We start from the raw sequence: 18559 nt of genomic DNA, 5'->3' as shown, positions 1-18559 counted from the left end.
GCTGTGAGCAAGCGTGTTGAGCACCGCGAGCGGGGCATGGTGCAGTTCGAGCTGGACATGGCCGCGGGCGAGGTCACGGTCATCATCGAGGATCGGGAGCGCGCCGAGGTCGTGCTGGAGCCGCTGGTGCCCGGCGACGAGGTCGCCGAGGACCTGATCGCCCGCACCCAGGTCACCGCGCCCCGCTTCCCGGTGATGAACGTCCGCATCCCGCATCCCGCACCCGGATCGGGCACGTACCACGTCGACCAGATGTCGGTCCACGTCACGGCTGGCCTGGTGCAGTGCGTGGTCTCCAGCGGTGACGCGGTCATCGTCAACGGTCAGGTCCTCACTGGAACCCCGGTCATGTGCGGCGGGGTGAAGGTCACCGCCCGGCTGCCGCTGGGCTCGGAGGTGTGGGCGACGACGGTGTCGGCCGACGTGGACGTGCAGGGGTGGGCGGACTACGTCCGGTTCTCCTCGACCTCGGGTGACCTGCACGTCGACGGGGCCACCGATGTGCGGGTCCGCACCGTCTCCGGTGCTGTCGACGCCGAGGCCCTCACCACGTTGGACTTCAACACCACTTCCGGTTCCGTCACCGTCGGCCGGGCCTGGAGCGTCGAGGGCCGCACGATCTCCGGCGACATCGCCATCGACCGGCTCACCGGCGAGTTCGCCTTGCTGCGCTCCGAGTCCGGCACGTTGCGGCTGCACGCCGTCGGCGACTGCAGGGTCACCGCGGTCACGGTCTCCGGCGACATCGCCATCACCGCCCCCGAGGCGGCGCGGGTCGACGCCCGCACCCGCTCGGTGTCCGGCCGGGTCCGCACTCCGCGGAACTGAGGGTGGAGGGCTGCGATGGTTGTGCTGCGACCGGCTTCCGAGTGCTTCTGCGGGGACTGCAAGCACCGCATCCTGACCCACGGGTGGAGGCCTGACCAGAAGTTCCCGCCGGATAACGGCTGCCAGGCGTGCACGGAAACGGTCATGGGTGTTGTCGCGCGCTATCCCGAAGGGATCATCCCGGTCGCCTCGTTGCCGCACAGCGACTCGATCAGCCCCGCCCAGTACCGGGCGATGGTGATCCGTCACGAAGCCGCTCACGCCACCGTTGCGCACCTGCTGGGCATGGACGTCATGCGGATCTACGTCGGTGACACCAGCGTCGAAAACGCCGGGGAAGCCGGGCACGTGGAGTGGGATTACCCCGGCGACAACATCGAGGCCTACGCCGAGATCTCGATGGCGGGGTGGGTCTCCGACCGGAAGTGGTTGGCCGAGAACGGCGTGGACGACGAGGCCAACCTGTTCGCGGCTGCGTCCCACTCGCGCGGGGACATCGGCGCGGTGCTCGGGCAGGGCGCTGGCCGCGCCACGATCGACCTCGGTGTGCAGCGCGTGGAGCAGAACTGGTCGGACTACGCGCCCTATGTCGACGCCGTCGCTGAGGAACTGACCCGCTTCCCGGACCTGTCCCCGGCGGTCATGCGGGCCGCGATCCGCAACGCCGACCGGCCTCGCAGGACACCCGAGCCCTCGACCGATCAGTCCCCGAAGCCACCCACAACTCCGAGCACCAACACCACACCGATTTCAGGAGGAACGACCCCGATGGGTATCGAGGAGATCCGCCAGGCCGTGGCCGCCAGCAACCAGAAGGCCGACTTCGCCCGCGGCGCGTTGCGGGAGGCCCGGCAGCAGTTCGAGGAGATTGTCTCGCAGCTGGCCGCCATCGGCGTGGAGACCAGCAGCCAGGAGGGCCCGAAGCAGGCCCTGGCCACCTACAGCCAGCTCCGCGACCAGCTCGACGGGTTCCAGGAGCAGGTTGGCAATGCGATGGCCTCGCTGGAGCAGTACGCCTACCAGTTCTGACCGGCCGGTCACTGTGGAGGACTTGGCGATGAGCATTCGGCTGGACCAGGACATCACTGCCCCGACCACGGTCACCATGACCACTCCGACCGCTGATGGCCGCTTGTCGATTCACCTGAAGCCCGGTCAGATCAACGCTGATGCGCAGAGCCTGTACGGCTACCACTCCTGCCACTACCTGGCCAGCGCGATCTCGTCCATGACCGGCGGGTGGTTCCTGGTGACCATGACGGCCCGACCTTTTGGTGGCGACCGCGATGTGCACGCCCACACCGGCACGATCACCCCGGCCGGGCGGGTCATCGACGTCTGGCGGGAGTACCCCTCGGTCGACGCCTTCCGCGACTACTGGAAGCAGCGCATTGTCGGCGCGGACTTCCTGAAGGTGCACGCCCCGGTCACACCAGGTCAGGCGATCGAACTCGTTCGTCAGCCCGGCGACACCGGCACCTTCCGCGGCAACCAGTGGTGGACCGAAAACCCGAGCATGAACCCGATCCACCAGCACTTCGCCCGCCTCGTGCTCGAAGAACGCGGGCTGGCTCACCACTTGCTGCCCCAAGCGCGCCCCGCCAGGCAGCAGACCGCCCCGTCACCGGCCCGCGCGGCCTCGGCCACCAACGCCACACCGAGTTCAGGACGAACGAGCTTGATGGGGATCGGCGAGATCCGGCAGGCCGTGGCCATCAGCGGCAAGATGGCGAACTTCGCCCGCACCGCGTTGCGGGAGGCCCGGCAGCAGTTCGAGGAGATTGTCTCGCAGCTGGCCGCCATCGGCGTGGACACCAGCAGCCAGGAGGGCCCGAAGCAGGCCCTGGCCACCTACAGCCAGCTCCGCGACCAGCTCGACGGGTTCCAGGGCCAGATCGACACCGCGATGGACTGGCTGGAGCAGTACACCAACAAATTCTGACCACAGTGGAGGAACCCACGATGAGCAACAGCGACCGCGACGCCGGGTACTGCCTGCCCCGCCCGCGAATCTGCTGGAACTGCACCACCAACGACGCGGCGCAAGCCGCCTGAGGAGGAAGGACACCGAGATGGGTTGGAACAGCAAGAAGCAGGCTGCCGACGAGTACAAGACCGCGCAGGCCGAGCTGGAGAAGGTCAGCCGCCGCGACCGCACGGAGACCGACGAGTACCTGGCCGCCAACGACCGCGTCGCCCGGGCCGCCCAGAACGTCCCGTGGTGGCGGCGCTGAGCCGGAGGGAGACGTCATGAGCAGAGACCTCGTTCACGACGCCCGATCGAGCTGGTGGAACGGCGACATCACCACGCTGTGCGGGTTGGTGTTCAAGGGCGGTAAGGGCTGGAAGGACAAGTTCTTCGCGGTCTCGATCAACTGCCCCACCTGCATCCAGATCCGCAAGCAGCGCAAGTGACCCCGCCCCGGCCCAGCAGCCCATTCCGCCAAGAAGACCTGCTGGGCCGGGCCCGCACCAATCAGCTCTGAGAACTGTTGGAGGAGTTCCGATGCTAGAGCATCACGCGTGTGTGACGGCACGGTGCGACCAGTGCGGCCGGTTCTACGGCGACGACCTCGACACGGGTGCCGCGTACTTCCGCACCGCCGCTGACGCGCTGGAGGTCATCACCATGGCCTTCAGCCGCGACGAGGTGACGTGGGTGGTCAGCCAGGACGGGCGGCTGCGCTGCGCGCAGTGCGAGTCCCAGCGGCTGTGCACCGAGTCCGGGCACAACTGGTCGACCTGGCTGCCCTGCCTGCCCGATGGGGCCGACGAGGTGTGCAGCGACCAGTTCCGCTACTGCAGGCGCTACTGCGACGCCCACGAGGTCAAGCACGGGATCGCGCCGGGTTCTGGGGAGGCGGCATGACCACCGACATCGAGGTGCCCACCGACGCCGAGCTGGCGGAGGCGATGAACGAGGCGCGGTTGGGGCCGGTGAAGAAGGTCCGGACCTACGACAAGGACGGCGTGGTGGTCGTCGAGGTGTGGCTGGCGGACTCGCCGATCAAGGCCCGGGTGCTGCACCGGTGGGTCACCGAGCAGATCGCGCCGGTCGCTGCCGTGATCGGCAAGTACAGCTCCACCGACCCGGTCACGCGGCTGACCGTGCGCGGCACCGACGCCAACGGCCTGATGTTCATCCTGGTCACCCCGTTCCGCGACGCCACCGAGCGTCGTGCGGTGGCCCTGCTCGACGAGCAGATCAGCACCGCCAGCCCGGCCCGGCTGGTGGACCGGCTGGCGCGGCTGGAAGCGGGAGGCCCGGCATGAACTCGACGGACTACGTGCGGGACTACACCGCGCCGCGCGCGGTGCTGGTCGGGGCGATGTTCGTGGTGGCCGTGGTGCTGCGGATGCCCGCGGTGGTGCTGGCGATCGCGGTGCACGCCCTAGACCGGGGTTCGGACCGGCTCATGGCCTGGATCGACCGAATCCCGCCGGTCCCGGCCCGGATGGCCACGGTGGCAACGGATCGGAGGCAGCGGCGATGACGTTCTACGACCACAAGGCCGAGCGGATCGCCGCGGCGGCGCAGGCCGAGGCGGCGCGCGCGGCAGCGGAGATCCAGCGGGCGCAGGCGAAGGCCACGCTGCTGGCCGCCCAGACCCGCGCCAAGGAGGAACGGGCCGATGCGAGGGCCGCGCGGGTCAGCTCGGCGCTGCGGGCAGTGTCGGGGTGGCTGGCCGGGCACGTGGTAGAGCTGGCGCTGAGCGTGATCGTGGTCGTGCCCGCGATCATGGCGTGGTCGGCAATGGCCGCCTACGGCGCAAAAATCTACGGCCCGGTCGGCTGGGGCCTGCCGCTGTTCAGCGAGGCGGCGATGTGGGCGTTCGCGTTCGCCGCCCACGCCGCCCGCAAGAACGGCAATCCGACCGGCTGGCTGCAGGCCGGGGTGTGGACCTTCGCCGCGGTCGCGGCGGTGCTGAACTTCATCCACGGCGCGACCATGCGCGAGGGCGGGCTCGCCGACGGCGTGGTGATGGCGCTGGTGTCGGTCGGCGGGGTGGTCGCCCACCAGCTGATCACCGCCGCCCCCACCCGCTCGCGGCGCAGCCGTGCGGAGCGGCGGGCGGCCCGCACCGAGCGGATCGCGGCCCGGCGGGTGACCCGGATGCAGCGCGCGGCGGTGCGCCGGGCGGTCGGGCAGCTCGCCGCCGACGGCACCGTGCGGCTGCTGCACACCCCCGGGGTGGTGACCCTGCACCGCGGCTGGACCGGACGCCTCCAGCTCGCCCCGTACACGCTGCCGGGCGAGGGTGCCGACGGCCCCGCCAGCGAGCTGGACGGGCTCGACGCCGAGCTGCGCGCCCTGCTGGCCGACGCGGTCGAGTCCACCCCGGTCGAGGCTCGACCCGAGCCCACGTCGACCGCCCCGGATTCGCCGGTTGACCTGCAGGAGTCGAGGGCGCGTCGGGGTTCGATCCCCGAGCCCGCGCGGCGGTCGTTCGACCAGCTTCGCGCCGAGCTGCGCGCGGCGGTCGAGGCCGGGCAGGTCGACCCGACCTCGGCGGAGTCGATCCGCAAGAACCTGCGCTGCGCGGCCCGCACGGCCCGGCAGCTGCGCGACGACTGGACCAACGGCAGCGGTTCGCCGGTCGCCGCCTGACCTGAGAAAGGGATGCGGCCCCGCCTGCCGGGGCGGGGCCGCACACCCCTCAACACCAGTTTGCCCTCTTGGCCGAGAGGTGATCCACATGATGCCCGAGAAGGAGACCACGATGGGAGACCTGCTTCAGTTCCCTCGCGGCCACCAGCCCGACAACCACCCGACCGACGGCACCGCGGTGCGCGCCGTCGCCGAACGCATCGACACCACCGACGTCGACCCCCAGCCCACCGGCACCGAGCCCGAGCCGGAGCGCGCTGCGGGCGCGGAGCTGGAGGTGCGGCCGGACACCCTGCCGGTGCGGCGGGAGCGCGGCCCGCTGGTTCCCGCCGAGCTGCGGGAGAAGGCCCGGGATGTGGGGCAGAGTGCGGCGCGGAGTGCTCGGCGGCACGCGATCATCGTGGCCAAGGGCATCGAATCCGCACGTCAGCAGCGTAAGGCGGAGAAGACGCAGGCCGATCTGAAGGCCGCCCGGTCCGCCGCAGCGGCCGCGGGGGACTACGCGACGGTCAAGGAGATCTCGGCGCGGATGTCTGCCGATCGGCTCTCGGCCATCGAGACCGCCAAGGCCCGCCTGGACCTGTGCTGGGAGATGGTGAAGAAGGCTGCGGTGGCGATCTGCGTGATCACCGGTATCGCGCTGGTGGTCGGGCTGATCAACGGGTTCGGCGGCTGGCTGGGGCAGTGGAACGCCCTGGACGTGCTGTGGCTGTTCGGCATGGTCATCACCGGCCTGTTCCGGGCGGTGCAGTGGTCGGTGCTGAACTGGGCAACGCTGGGACCTGCGGCGATGCTGACCGTGACCGCGGTCTGGCTGTCCCGCCGCTGGCGCGACGGGCGGCGTCTCGGCGAGCAGGTGCTCCCGGCGAACCTGCGCCGCGGCGCGCACGCCTCGGAGGTCCCGTTCGACGAGAACGCGCTGGTCGCGGCGCTGGCGAACATCGGTGTCCCGGCGCTGAGCGCGGCAGCGAAGGAGGGCTGGCCGAATCGGGACAGCGACAACGCGTGGGTTCAGTTCCCGCACAAGGACGGCAACGGCATGGGCGCGAGCCTGCGCCTGCCGATGAACGCGCCGGTGGAGAAGGTGCAGAAGGCGAAGGTGTCGCTGGCGCACAACCTCGGGTGCCTGCCCGCCGAGCTGTGGCTGAGCAAGAACGACGACGACCCGCAGGTGCTGGACCTGTTCCGTCTCGACCGGGGTGAGCTGCGCAAACCGGCCCCGGAGTACCCGCTGCTGCACGGTGGGGAGGCCGACTACTTCAAGGGTTTCCCGGTCGGGATCAGCCCGCGCGGCACCGAGATCACCGGCCACACCTTCGAACGCAACTGGGTGGCCTCCGGGATCATGGGGTCGGGCAAGTCCACGCTGGTCATCGACCTGCTGGCCGGGGCCGCGCTGGACCCGCTGGTGGACATCGACGTGTTCGTCTTCGCCGAGAACGCCGACTACGACCCGCTGCGGCCGGTGCTCAACCGGTTCGTCATGGGCGACACCGAGGAGAACGTCGAGGCCTGCCAGGACCACATCGCCGACCTGCACGCCGATCTGACCAACCGCGGCAAGCTGCTGCAGAAGCACGGGGTGCGGAAGGTCAACCGCGAGGTGGCGGCCAAGGAGCCGGGGCTGCGGCCGCGGATCGTGGTGATCGATGAGTGCCAGTCCTACTTCCGGCAGGACAAGCCCGAGGACCGGCGCGCGGTGGTCAACCAGATGGTGCGGTTCTTCTCCGCCGCCCGGAAGTACGGCATCACCTGCGTGTTCATCACCCCGGTGCCCTCCGACCAGTCGCTGCCGCGCGACCTGGTGGCGGTGACCAGCAACCTGGCGTGCTTCGCCATCGGCGACAAGACCCGCAACAACGTCGTGCTCGGCGACAAGGCCCACGAGAACGGCATTTCCGCGCTCGGGCTCAAACCCGCCAACCCCGAAACCGGCGAGCTCAACGACGTCGGCACCGCCATCACCCGCGGTTTCACCACCGAGGACGGCACCCCGCTGCGCACCTACTACCTCGACAACCAGGCACTGAAGACCGTGGTCGACCGGGCGCTGGAGATCCGGGGCGGCCGGGTTGAACGCGACGAACCGGAGGACAAGCCCGACCTGCTGGCCGACGTGCTGGAGGTCATGGGCACCGCCGAGGAGTCCCGCGGCGCGGAGGTCGCCTCCGCTCTCGGGGCCCGCTGGGCCCGCTACCGCGGCTGGAAGCGCGCCGATCTGGTCGAGGCACTCGCCGATCGGGGCGTCATCGTCCCCTCCACCGGCAACACCTGGCCGGTCAAACGCGACCGCGTGGTGACTGCGCAGAGTGCCGTCCACGACGACGAGCCCAATGAGGACTAGTTAGACCCGCGCACCCGCGCGAACAACCCCAAATCGGCCCCCTGAGGACCGGTTCGCGCGGGCCCTAACTCCCGTAACTCGGCTAACTATCGCAGGTCAGAAGGGTTAACCCGCCGAGTTACAGATCTAACTGCCCTCCCGCGATCTAACCCCAGATCTAACCCGCAGCGCGCCCAACCGCCAGGGCGATGCCCGACCCGACACACCCACCGATGGCTACAGACAGTAGCCGGATTGGAGATGAGATGACCACGACACCCGGCCTCGCCGAGATCGCCAGCGACCTGGCGGCCTGGCTCGCCGACCAGCCGCTGGCCGAGCTGCCGCCCGTTTTCCGGGTCCGGCTGACCAACCCCGTGGGACTGGCCCCGCTGGACGTCGATCTCCAGCTGTGGGGCGACGGTGACGAGCTGGCCGGGCTGGCGGCCTGGGCCGAGCACCTGAACACGACCGTCACCGTCGCCCGCCGCAGCACCTACGTCGAGGCCGTGATCCGCACCCAGACCCTTGGCGGCCACGGCATCGCCCTGTGGGACCACCTCGGCCACGCGGCGCAGAACGCCCTCCTCGGCTGCGACCTCTACCTGCCCGCCGCCAAGGACGACACCCCGGCCGTGCTCACTGCCAGCCAGCTGCGGGACGTGATCGCCCGGAGGGACCGCCGGTGACCCTGCTGCACCTGACCGTGCTCACCGTCGCCGCCGTCGGCGGCTACCTCGGCACCTGCCTGATCTGGCCCTACAAGAACTGCCGGACCTGCCGCGGGCAGGGCAAGCTCCGCGCCTTCATGGGCGTCCGGTACTGCCCGCCCTGCGACGGCACCGGCCTCCGACTGCGAGCCGGACGCCGCTTCCTCGACTCGATCCGCCAGCACCGCCGCTGAAGTCCGCACCGGAGAAGGAGAACCACCATGCACGCGCTGACCACCGCACCGCCCCCGTTCGTCGAGGGCGCTGAGCCGGTGATGCTCACCATCGAGATCGGGCCGTGGCGGCCCCGGCAGCGGATCACCACCGTCGTCGAGACCACCCCGGTGGCCGGGCTGGTCATCGGCCCGGCGGCCCGGTTCGACGACGAGCTCGGGCAGTGGGGGTTCACCGGGACGTGGAACCTGCTGCACGCCGGGTCCGGGCTAGTGGTGCTGAGCCTGCCCGGTATCGGGTTGGCCCGCCTTCGCGAGGTTGCGGTGCTGCTGGGCCAGACCGGGATCGACTGGACCCGCAGCCAGCCGGAGCTGGCGACCGAGGACGTGCGGCTGGCCCGCCACCAGGTCGCGCGCCGAGCCCAGGCCGCGGCGGAGCAGGGCTGCCCGCTGCGGCTGGAGGAGACCAGCTGGCGGCAGGTCCCGCCCTCGTGGGCGGTCACCGTCCTCGACGGCCAGGGCCAGGTCGAGGACTCCTACACCACCGAGACCTCGGACGCGGCCGACGAGCTCGCGCTGCTGCTCGGTGACGAACTGGGGCTGGACGAGACCAGCACCGGGGACATCACGGTCGGGCGCCTGACCGAGCTGGAGTGGCAGCTGCACTGCGCCCGCACCGGCTGCGGCACGGCCCTCACCGGCGACGACTACCTGCTGAGCACCCCCGACCGCAGCTGGCTGATCGACCTCGCCCAGGACGAGCAGTGGCGGCAGCTCGACGACCGCCGCTGGCTCTGCTGGTCCTGCAACCCCCAGTTCCGCGCCACCCGCTGACGAGCACCAGCCGAGTTTCTGGAGGACTGATGTTGACCATCACCGATCTGTTCTGCGGCGCTGGGGGCTCCGCGCTGGGTGCCACTGCGGTGCCCGGTGTCGGGCTGCGGATCGCAGCGAACCACTGGCAGCTGGCCGTGGAGTCCCACGCGGCGAACTTCCCGGAGGCCGACCACGACTGCGCCGACGTTTCCCAGGTCAACGTTCGGCGCTACCCGAGCACGGATCTGCTGTGGGCCAGCCCGGAGTGCACCAACCACTCGATCGTCCAGGGCCGGAAGCGGTTCGAGCAGCCGGACCTGTTCGGCGAGACGCTGCCACCGGAGGCCGCCGAGCGCAGCCGGGCCACCATGTGGGACGTCCCGCGCTTCGCCGAGCACCACCACTACCGCGCGATCGTCGTGGAGAACGTCGTCGACGCGGCGAAGTGGAGCATGTGGCCAGCGTGGCTGCACGCCATGTCCTGCCTCGGCTACCGGCACCAGCTGGTGTTCCTCAACTCCATGCACGCCCCCGCGATCGTCGCGCCCCGCGCGCCGCAATCCCGCGACCGGCTATACATCGTGTTCACCAAGGAGGGCGACCCGACGCCGGACGTGCAGCCCCGGCCGCTGGCCTGGTGCCCGGACTGCGAATGCGACGTGCAGGCCGTGCAGTCCTGGAAGCGCCCCGACAAGCCGTGGGGACGGTACCGGGCGCAGTACGTCTACCGGTGCCCCCGGCAGGAGTGCCGCCACCAGGTCGTCGAGCCCTACGCCCTGCCTGCTGCCGCGGCGATCGACTGGAGCCTGAAGGGCCAGCGCATCGGGGACCGCAAGACCCCGCTCAAGCCCGCCACCGTGCGGCGGATCGAGGCCGGGCTGCGCAAGTTCGCGACCGTGCCGCAGCTCGTTCCGGCCGGGGGCGGGTGGAACGTGTCCACCAGCCCGATCGACCGGCCGATGCGGGCCCGCACCACCCGGGAGACCGAAGGGCTGCTGGTGCCCGTCGAGGGCCGGGACGGCCAGGCCGCCGCGCCGTCCTGGCAGCCGCCGCAGACCCAGAGCACCCGCAACGAGACCGCGCTGGTCGTCCCGTACTACCGCACCGGCACCGCCCGACCGTCCAGCGAGCCACTGCCGACGGTGACCACCCACGACCGGCACGGCCTGGCGCTCATCGCCGAAATCCGCGGCGGCAGCAGCACCGCTCGCTCGGTCCCCCAGCCCCTGGCAACGGTCACCGCCGCCGGACACCACCACGGCCTGGTCGAACCCCACCAGCCCGCCAACCGCTCAAGGGAGACCCCGAGAGTCGAGGACGCCGAGTTCCGGATGCTCACCGACGCCGAGATCCAGGCCGCCATGGCCTTCCGCCCCGACTACCAGGTCCTGGGCACCCGCCGCGAGAAGGTCCGCCAGCTCGGCAACGCCGTCACCCCGCCCGCCGCCGAGTTCCTCCTGACCGCCATCACCCGCGCGCTCGGCCACACCAGCGGCCAGCACGCCGCCTGACCCCAACCACGTAGCCACTCCAGGAAGGACACGTCATGGCTGGACTGCCCGAAATCACCATCGCCGGAACCGTGGTCGCTGACCCCGAGATCCGGTACACCAACTCCGGCGCGGCGGTCGCGAACTTCACCGTCGCGGCCAACGACCGCCGCTTCGACCGCGAGAAGGGCGAGTGGGTCGACGCCGGGGCCACGTTCCTGCGCTGCTCGATTTGGCGTCAGGCCGCCGAGAACGTCGCCGAGACCATCACCAAGGCCACCCGAACCTCCGGTGCGTCGGCGGCCCCGGCTGGGCAGCCGGACCCGTGGGGTTCGGCTGCGCCCACAGCCGCCCCGGCTGGCGGGGGCGGTGGGTTCGTCGAGGAGCCCCCGTTCTGACCCGATCCGGCTCGGCCCGGCGCTCTCCGGGCCGAGCCCCGCCCCCTTTTTGTCCTTGCTGGTGTTGGGAGGTTGTCGTGCCGACTGCGACGACGTTGCTGAAGGCCGCGCTCGACGTGGCCGGGCGCGGGTGGCCGGTGTTCCCGGTCGCGCCGGGTGGGAGGTTCCCCGCCCTGCATTCCGCGGACCGCTGCCCGCGTAGCGGGGTGTGCGCAGGTGGGCACCTGGGGTGGGAGCAGCGCGCCACCACCGACCCGGCCCGGATTCGGATGTGCTGGGGCCACGCCGACTACAACATCGGGCTGGCCACCGGCCCGGCTGGGCTGGTCGTGGTCGATCTCGACGTCGCCAAGCCGGACAAGCCCGTCCCGGCCCGGTGGCGGGAGCTGGGCGCGACCAACGGCATGGCGGTGTTCCTGCTGCTGTGCGCCGAGGCCGGGCAGGAACCGCCGCTGGCGACTTTCACCGTCACCACGCACTCCGGTGGCACGCACCTGTACTTCACTGCCCCGCCCGGCGTGCAGCTGCGCAACACCCAGGGCGAGACCGGCCGCGGGCTCGGGTGGGGCATCGACACCCGCGCGCACGGCGGCTACGTCATTGCCCCCGGCTCGATCCGCGGCGGTCACCGCTACGAGATCACCGACGACACCCCGCCCGCGCCGCTGCCCGGCTGGCTGGTCGAGCGGCTGCGCCCCGCCGAGCTGCCGCCCCGGCGGCCCACCCCGGTCGCCACCGGGCAGGGTCGCCGGGCCCGCTACCTCGACGCCGCCATCGCCGCCGAGGTTCAGCGCGTCGAGACCGCCGCCAGCGGGCAGCGCAACTTCTCCCTGTACTGCGCCGCCACCGCGCTCGGGCAGCTCGTGGCCGGGGGCGCGCTCGACGAGCAGGACGTCACCAACACCCTGCTGGCCGCCGCCCGCCAGCACATCGCCGACGGTGCCTACAGCTGGACCCAAGCCCACAAGACCATCGCCTCCGGATTCCGCGCCGGGGCGGCCCGCCCCCGAAAGGTCGCCGCGTGAGCACCCCGCAGCCCGCGGAGCCGGACAACGTCCACCCGCTCCAGCGCCACCCCTCCGAAGCGCTCGCAGCCCACGCCTGGACGGCTGACGCGCTCATGGCCGCCGAGTTTCCCGACCCCACGTGGGCGGTGCCCGGCGTGATCGCCGAAGGCGTCAACGTGCTCGCCGGGCCGCCGAAGGTCGGCAAGTCCTGGATGTCGCTCGGGCTCGCCCTCGCCGTCGCCGGGGGCGGGCGGGCGTTCGACATGATCGACGTCGAGCCCGGCCCGGTGCTCTACCTCGCCTTGGAGGACACCCCGCGCCGGTTGAAGACCCGCATGGGCAAGCTGCTGGGCAACCAGCCCGCGCCGCCCGACCTGACCCTGGCCACCACCTGCCCGACCCTCCCGGCTGGGGGCGACCAGGCCATCGCCGGGTGGCTGGACGCCCATCCCGGAGCGCGGATGGTCGTGCTCGACGTCTTCGCCAAGATCCGCGGCACCGCACCCCAGGGGATGTCGGCCTACGACGCCGACTACGCCGCGGTCTCCCGCGCGAAGCGCATCGCCGACGACTACGGCATCGCGATGGTCCTGGTCCACCACGTCCGCAAGATGGGCAGCGAGGACTTCCTCGCCGAGGTCTCCGGCACCAACGGCATCGCCGGTGCCGCCGATGCCGTGCTCGTGCTCAAACGCGGACGCAACCAGGCCGATGGCGTCCTCAACGTCACCGGCCGCGACGTCGATGAAGCCGAATACGCCCTGGCCTTCCATGCCGGATCCGGAGCCTGGCAGCTCCTCGACGGCCCCGCCAGCGACCACACCATGCACGACACCAGCGCCGTGATCCTGCGGCACGTGCGTGAAAACCCCGGCCAGGGACCGAAAGCCATCGCCGAGGCGACCGGGCTGCCGCACGAGAACGTCAAGAAGACCTGCCAGCGCCTCGCGAAGGAAGGCCACCTGCACAGCGCCGGTGGCCGATACCGCCTCCCGGCCACCGCTGAGGAACCCAGGGACGCGACCGGGCAGGACGTGTCCCCGCTGTCCCCGCTGTCCCCAGACCTCGCCTGAACAGGGAAAACACTGATTCAAATCGGGGACACCCGCTGCTGGCTGTGTCCCCGGCGTTGAAGGAGAACGCAATGCCCGATATGCAGCACGTCGATCAGCCGCGCCTGTTGCTCACCGTCGAGGAAGCCGGTCGTCGGCTTTCTCTCAGTCGAACCACGATCTTCCGGCTGCTCAGGGAAGGTGCAATTTCTTCCGTCCGGATCGGCAATGCCCGTCGTATTCCGGCAGAGTCCCTCCAATCCTACGTTCGTCGAATGTCTGAGCGGCAGGCTGCCTGACGAAGCCCCGAATTAAGGAGAACGAGAATGACGCGCAAACGCCGCCCAGAAGGCACCCGAGCGCCTAATCGAGCCAGCAGCATTTACTTCAGCAAGACCGACGGCTACTGGCATGGCCGTGTCACGATGGGAATCCGTGACGACGGCAAGCCCGACCGCCGCCACGTGCAGGCCAAGACCGAGGCCGAAGTCACCGAGAAGGTCCGCAAGCTCGAAAGAGATCGCGACAGCGGGAACGTTCGCAAGCCGGGGCGCGGCTGGAAAGTCGACGAATGGCTCACGCATTGGGTGGAGAAAATCGCGGCTCTGTCCGTTCGGTACAAGACGCTCCAGGGCTATCGCACCGCGATCTACCACCACGCGATTCCGCGTATTGGTGCTCACTGGATGGAGCGCATTCAACCGGAGCACTTCGAGAAGCTCTACGTCGGCATGCAGGAATCCGGGGCCAGTGCGGCCACTGCGCACCAAGTGCATCGCACCCTTCGTACGGCCTTCAATGAGTATTTCCGACGTCAGCGCCTCGACGGGAATCCGTTTCAGTTCGTGAAAGCGCCGAAGGTTGAAGAAGAGGAGATCGAGCCGTTTACCCGGGAGGAAGCTCAGCGGATCATCACGGCTGCGCTTAAGCGGCGGAACGGCGTCCGGTACGTGATTGCGCTCGCGCTGGGTTCCCGCCAGGGTGAAACGCTGGCATTCAAATGGGAACGACTCAACCGGGAGGACCAGTTCTATCGCGTTCGGAGGGCGCTTCAGCGGCAGGCCTGGCAGCACGGCTGCGACGACCCGCATGCCTGCGGCGCGCGATTCCACCGGACCGCATGTGCGGAGAACTGCAAGCGGCACCGAAACCGGAAGAATTGCGTGCGCAACGAGAAGGGCCACCCGCGGCCCTGCCCGCCGAACTGCACCAGGCACGCCAGCAGTTGCCCGCAACGGCACGGTGGGGGACTCCGTGAAGTCGAGGTGAAGTCGAAGGCCGGACGCCGGGGGTTCGTTTTCCCGGACGCGATCTTCGATCTGCTCATGCGGCACGAGCAGGTGCAGCAGCACGAGCGGGAGGTCGCCGGAACAGAGTGGGAGGAGGGTGGCTGGATCTTCACTCAGCCCAACGGCAGACCGCTCGACCCTCGGCGCGACTGGGCTGAGTGGAAGGAGATCCTCGCCGAAGCCGGTGTTCGGGACGCTCGTCTGCACGACGCACGCCACACCGCGGCGACGGTGCTCCTGCTGCTGGGTGTGGACCCCCGGCTCGTCATGGAGCTGATGGGCTGGTCGACGGAGGCCATGCGGAAGCGGTACATGCACGTCACCAAGGAGCTCCGCCGTGACGTCGCAGAGCAGCTGAACGGGTACTTCTGGAACGTCAACCGAGACGGAAAGTGAGACGGAACGCGCCTGGTCTACAGCGGGCCAGGCGCGTTTTCGCTGGTACCTTTGGAGCCGCTGAGGGGACTCGAACCCCTGACCGTCCGCTTACAAGGCGGGCGCTCTACCAACTGAGCTACAGCGGCGTGCACATCCGTCGTGCGGGGACATCGTAAGCGTCGATCCCCTCCGGTTGGGAAGCGGCTGGGCCACTGCGGGCGGGGGACGTCCTCCGGTGCTGGCGGGGCGGGCGGCGCGGTAGTGATGGACGCCACGGAATTCAGGTGCAACGGTCGGCTCATGACAGGCGATGCCCGAGGGGAAGATCAGGCACGGCGGACCGCCCGCAAGGTGGGGCGGCAGGAGGGAAGAGCAGCATTGGGAATCACGCAGCGCGCCCGGGGTGTGCTGCGGCGGCGCGACCCGGAGGCCACCATCCCGCCGGGGGCTCGCAACGTCGTCTTCGGGCCTGCCCTGCCCGACGAGTCCACCGTCCACCTCGTGCTCGACCTCGGCCTGCGCATCGGTGAGGTGCAGATGGCCAGCGGCGCCGGTGCCTCCGACGTCACCGCGACGATCATCGCCGTCGTCAACGCCTACGGTCTGCCGCACTGCGAGGTCGACGTGATCTACACGTCGATCACCGTCTCCTGCTACCGGGGGACCGAGCTCCCGCCGATCACCTCGCTGCGGGTGGTCCGCAACCGCTCCATCGACTACACCCGGCTCGCCGACGTCGAGGACCTGCTGCGCCGGATCACCGCCAACGAGCTCTCCGCCGCCGAGGCCTACGCCGAGCTCGACCGGATCACCACCGCGCCGCACCCGTTCCCGCGCTGGGTGGCCACCGTGGCCTGGGCGGGCATGGCCGCCTCGCTGGCCGTGCTGCTCGGCGGCGGTGGCGGCGGCGTCATGCTGCCGGTGACCGCTGCCGCCGCGACCGCGCTGGTGGACCGCATCGGGCGGCTGCTGAACAAGCGGGCCCTGCCGTTCTTCTTCCAGCAGGCCGTCGGCGGTGCCGTCGCCACCAGCATCGCGGTGACCTTCTACGCCCTCGGCTGGCTGGACAACCCGCAGCTCGCGGTGGCCGCGAGCATCATCGTGCTGCTGTCCGGGATGACCGTGGTCGGCTCGATGCAGGACGCCATCACCGGCTACAACGTCACCGCCGCCGGTCGGATGGCCGAGCTCGCGCTGATGTCGGCCGGGCTGATCGCCGGTGTCGTGCTGTCGCTCTACATCGGCGTGCGCATCGGCGGCGACACCATGGCCGGGCTCGACGCCACCGACATCGGGCGCGCGCAAGTCCTCGCCCCGGCGCTGTCGCTGTCCCTGCAGGTGCTCGCGGGCGCGTCCACCTCGGCGTGCTTCGCGCTGGCCAGCTACGCGCCGCCGCGGCCGCTGCTGGTGGCCGGGATCGGCGGTGCCGTCGCCGCCGGGATGCACGCGGTGCTGATGCTGGCCGACGTGCACACCGTGCTGGCCGGGGCGGTGGCGACCACCGTGGTCGGTTTCGTCGGCGGGATCATCGCCCGCCGCCTGCGGATCCCGTCGCTGGTGATCGCGGTGTCCGGCGTCGCGCCGCTGCTGCCCGGTCTGGCGACCTACCGCGGCCTGTACGAGCTGTCCGTGCTCGGCAGCCCGAGCGGGGCGACCACGCTGATGCTGGCCGCGGCCATCGGTCTCGCGCTCGGCGCGGGCGTCGTGCTCGGCGAGTACCTCGCCCAGCCGGTGCGCACCAGGCTCGGTAGGTTGGAGCGCCGCATCTCCGGGCCCCGGCTGTCCGGGCCGCTGCGGCCCACCAAGCGGCGGTTGGACTGATCTTCTCTGGTCCGGAAGGGGCGCGGGGCGTGCCGGGCGGGTTGACCCGCACGCAGCACGCCGCGCCCGGCGGGATTGGCTAGCCTCGCGACAGGTCGTTGAGACGGCGGGAGGAACACCGGTGAGCAAGGGCAGCACGCCCAACCGAGCGGATTTCGTCGTGGTCGCCAACCGGCTGCCGGTCGATCTGGAGCGCCTCGACGACGGCACCCAGCGCTGGAAGCACAGCCCGGGCGGGTTGGTCACCGCGCTGGAGCCGTTCCTGCGGGCCCGGCGCGGGGCGTGGGTCGGCTGGCCAGGGGTGGCCGACATCGAGGTCGAACCCTTCGACGACGACGGCCTGCAGCTGTACCCGGTGCCGCTGTCGGCCGCCGAGTTCGCCGAGTACTACGAGGGGTTCTCCAACGCCACGCTGTGGCCGCTCTACCACGACGTGGTGGTGCCGCCGGTGTTCGACCGCTCCTGGTGGCACGCCTACCAGCGGGTCAACCGGCGGTTCGCGGAGGCCGCCGCCGAGGTGAGCGCCCCGGGCGCGACGGTGTGGGTGCAGGACTACCAGCTGCAGCTGGTGCCCGCGATGCTGCGGGAGCTGCGCCCCGACCTGCGCATCGGGTTCTTCCTGCACATCCCGTTCCCGCCGGTCGAGCTGTTCATGCAGCTGCCGTGGCGGACCGAGATCGTGCGCGGCCTGCTGGGCGCCGACCTGGTCGGCTTCCACCGGCCCGGCGGGGCGCAGAACTTCCTGTGGCTGGCCCGCCGGCTGGCCGGGTTCGAACCCAGCCGCGGCCAGGTCGGGGTGCGCTCGCGGCCGGGCGTGGTGCAGGTCGGCGACCGGACGGTGCGGGTGGGCGCGTTCCCGATCTCCATCGCCTCCGCCGAGCTGGACCGGCTGGCGCGCACCAAGGAGATCCAGCAGCGGGTCAAGACGCTGCGCGCGGAGCTCGGCAACCCGCGCAAGATCATGCTCGGCGTGGACCGCCTCGACTACACCAAGGGCATCGACGTGCGGCTGCACGCGATGCACGAGCTGCTGGCCGAGGGGCAGATCAAGGCCGAGGACGTGACGATGATCCAGATCGCCACGCCCAGCCGGGAGCGCGTCGAGCACTACAAGCAGATGCGCGAGGACATCGAGCGCGAGGTCGGCCGGATCAACGGCGAGTTCGGCCGCGTCGGCCACCCCGCGGTGCACTACCTGCACACCTCGGTGGACCGCAAGGACCTGGTCGCCTTCTACTGCGCCGCCGACGTCATGGTGGTGACGCCGGTCCGCGACGGCATGAACCTGGTCTGCAAGGAGTACGTGGCCTGCCGCTACGACCTGGGCGGGGCGCTGGTGCTCAGCGAGTTCGCCGGGGCCGCGGCCGAGCTGACGAGCTCGTTCCTGGTCAACCCGCACAACCTCGACGGTGTCAAGGACGCGCTGCTCGCCGCCCTCGACATCGACGAGGCCGAAGGACGCCGTAGGATGCGCGCACTGCGTAGGCAAGTGCTCACGCACGATGTCGACCGCTGGGCGCGGTCGTTCCTCGAGGCTCTGGGCACGCCCCTCGCGGATTAGCTGCGAGCAACTGGTCCGCAACACGGATCGCGAAGCGTCAGCGATACTGATTGAACCCGGTCGGTCACCATCGATGACCGCAACCGGATCGATCAACCCCAGAC

21 protein-coding genes and 1 tRNA gene are annotated in these 18559 nt (G+C 70.5%); 21 read left to right on the top strand and 1 reads right to left on the bottom strand.

Going from position 1 to position 18559, the window contains the following annotated elements:
* Nucleotides 1-3 precede the first annotated feature (3 nt).
* The 19 genes from F1721_RS24920 (at nucleotide 4) to F1721_RS24840 (ending at nucleotide 15091) form a co-directional block, all read left to right on the top strand.
* A complete protein-coding gene (locus tag F1721_RS24920; RefSeq protein WP_150069204.1) occupies nucleotides 4-828 on the top strand; it encodes a DUF4097 family beta strand repeat-containing protein in 825 nt (274 codons plus the stop codon).
* Nucleotides 829-972: 144 nt separating this feature from the next.
* Nucleotides 973-1857, top strand: coding sequence for a hypothetical protein (locus tag F1721_RS24915; RefSeq protein ID WP_150069203.1), 885 nt, complete (start codon nucleotides 973-975; stop codon nucleotides 1855-1857).
* A gap of 28 nt (nucleotides 1858-1885) precedes the next feature.
* A complete protein-coding gene (locus tag F1721_RS24910) occupies nucleotides 1886-2770 on the top strand; it encodes a hypothetical protein (RefSeq protein WP_150069202.1) in 885 nt (294 codons plus the stop codon).
* 130 nt (nucleotides 2771-2900) lie between these two features.
* Entirely contained in the window at nucleotides 2901-3062 is a 162-nt protein-coding gene (locus F1721_RS34540) for a hypothetical protein (RefSeq protein WP_170301595.1), read from the top strand.
* A gap of 16 nt (nucleotides 3063-3078) precedes the next feature.
* Complete coding sequence (locus tag F1721_RS34535) at nucleotides 3079-3243, top strand: hypothetical protein (RefSeq protein WP_170301594.1); 165 nt, start codon at nucleotides 3079-3081, stop codon at nucleotides 3241-3243.
* A 112-nt stretch (nucleotides 3244-3355) separates the two neighbouring features.
* A complete protein-coding gene (locus F1721_RS24905; RefSeq protein WP_150069201.1) occupies nucleotides 3356-3697 on the top strand; it encodes a hypothetical protein in 342 nt (113 codons plus the stop codon).
* Complete coding sequence (locus F1721_RS24900) at nucleotides 3694-4101, top strand: hypothetical protein (RefSeq protein WP_150069200.1); 408 nt, start codon at nucleotides 3694-3696, stop codon at nucleotides 4099-4101. The genes F1721_RS24905 and F1721_RS24900 overlap by 4 nt, the downstream gene beginning before the upstream one ends.
* A complete protein-coding gene (locus tag F1721_RS24895; protein ID WP_150069199.1) occupies nucleotides 4098-4322 on the top strand; it encodes a hypothetical protein in 225 nt (74 codons plus the stop codon). The genes F1721_RS24900 and F1721_RS24895 overlap by 4 nt, the downstream gene beginning before the upstream one ends.
* Complete coding sequence (locus tag F1721_RS24890) at nucleotides 4319-5437, top strand: DUF2637 domain-containing protein (RefSeq protein ID WP_150069198.1); 1119 nt, start codon at nucleotides 4319-4321, stop codon at nucleotides 5435-5437. Before F1721_RS24895 ends, F1721_RS24890 begins: the two co-directional genes overlap by 4 nt.
* Before the next feature lie 112 nt (nucleotides 5438-5549).
* A complete protein-coding gene (locus tag F1721_RS24885; protein WP_150069197.1) occupies nucleotides 5550-7781 on the top strand; it encodes a zonular occludens toxin domain-containing protein in 2232 nt (743 codons plus the stop codon).
* Nucleotides 7782-8026: 245 nt separating this feature from the next.
* Nucleotides 8027-8449, top strand: coding sequence for a hypothetical protein (locus F1721_RS24880; RefSeq protein WP_150069196.1), 423 nt, complete (start codon nucleotides 8027-8029; stop codon nucleotides 8447-8449).
* Nucleotides 8446-8664, top strand: a complete 219-nt coding sequence (locus tag F1721_RS24875; protein ID WP_150069195.1) for a hypothetical protein — start codon at nucleotides 8446-8448, stop codon at nucleotides 8662-8664. Before F1721_RS24880 ends, F1721_RS24875 begins: the two co-directional genes overlap by 4 nt.
* Nucleotides 8665-8691: 27 nt before the next feature.
* Nucleotides 8692-9477, top strand: a complete 786-nt coding sequence (locus F1721_RS24870) for a hypothetical protein (protein ID WP_150069194.1) — start codon at nucleotides 8692-8694, stop codon at nucleotides 9475-9477.
* 29 nt (nucleotides 9478-9506) lie between these two features.
* A complete protein-coding gene (locus F1721_RS24865; protein WP_150069193.1) occupies nucleotides 9507-10970 on the top strand; it encodes a DNA cytosine methyltransferase in 1464 nt (487 codons plus the stop codon).
* A 35-nt stretch (nucleotides 10971-11005) separates the two neighbouring features.
* The gene (ssb, locus tag F1721_RS24860; protein WP_150069192.1) at nucleotides 11006-11347 is read left to right on the top strand and encodes a single-stranded DNA-binding protein; all 342 of its coding nucleotides are present in this window, start codon (nucleotides 11006-11008) and stop codon (nucleotides 11345-11347) included.
* Nucleotides 11348-11424: 77 nt separating this feature from the next.
* A complete protein-coding gene (locus tag F1721_RS24855; RefSeq protein WP_150069191.1) occupies nucleotides 11425-12372 on the top strand; it encodes a bifunctional DNA primase/polymerase in 948 nt (315 codons plus the stop codon).
* On the top strand, nucleotides 12369-13427 hold the full coding sequence (locus tag F1721_RS24850) for an AAA family ATPase (protein WP_150069190.1): 1059 nt from the start codon (nucleotides 12369-12371) through the stop codon (nucleotides 13425-13427). The genes F1721_RS24855 and F1721_RS24850 overlap by 4 nt, the downstream gene beginning before the upstream one ends.
* Before the next feature lie 71 nt (nucleotides 13428-13498).
* Entirely contained in the window at nucleotides 13499-13705 is a 207-nt protein-coding gene (locus F1721_RS24845; protein ID WP_211840610.1) for an excisionase family DNA-binding protein, read from the top strand.
* 27 nt (nucleotides 13706-13732) lie between these two features.
* A complete protein-coding gene (locus F1721_RS24840; RefSeq protein WP_150069189.1) occupies nucleotides 13733-15091 on the top strand; it encodes a tyrosine-type recombinase/integrase in 1359 nt (452 codons plus the stop codon).
* A gap of 52 nt (nucleotides 15092-15143) precedes the next feature.
* Here the strand turns inward: F1721_RS24840 and F1721_RS24835 are convergent.
* Nucleotides 15144-15219: transfer RNA gene (locus F1721_RS24835), tRNA-Thr, on the bottom strand.
* Between the two features lie 232 nt (nucleotides 15220-15451).
* Between F1721_RS24835 and F1721_RS24830 the strand changes: the two genes are divergently transcribed.
* Together F1721_RS24830 and F1721_RS24825 are read left to right on the top strand one after the other, a co-directional pair.
* A complete protein-coding gene (locus F1721_RS24830; RefSeq protein ID WP_150069188.1) occupies nucleotides 15452-16894 on the top strand; it encodes a threonine/serine exporter family protein in 1443 nt (480 codons plus the stop codon).
* Nucleotides 16895-17015: 121 nt separating this feature from the next.
* Nucleotides 17016-18455: an alpha,alpha-trehalose-phosphate synthase (UDP-forming) gene (locus tag F1721_RS24825; protein ID WP_150069187.1), complete on the top strand. Its 1440-nt coding sequence runs from the start codon at nucleotides 17016-17018 to the stop codon at nucleotides 18453-18455.
* Nucleotides 18456-18559 lie beyond the last annotated feature (104 nt).

Origin of the sequence: Saccharopolyspora hirsuta (assembly GCF_008630535.1) — a bacterium.
Taxonomy (GTDB): domain Bacteria; phylum Actinomycetota; class Actinomycetes; order Mycobacteriales; family Pseudonocardiaceae; genus Saccharopolyspora; species Saccharopolyspora hirsuta.
Note: the sequence above shows the minus strand (reverse complement) of the source record. Positions and strands in the feature narration are given on the sequence as shown.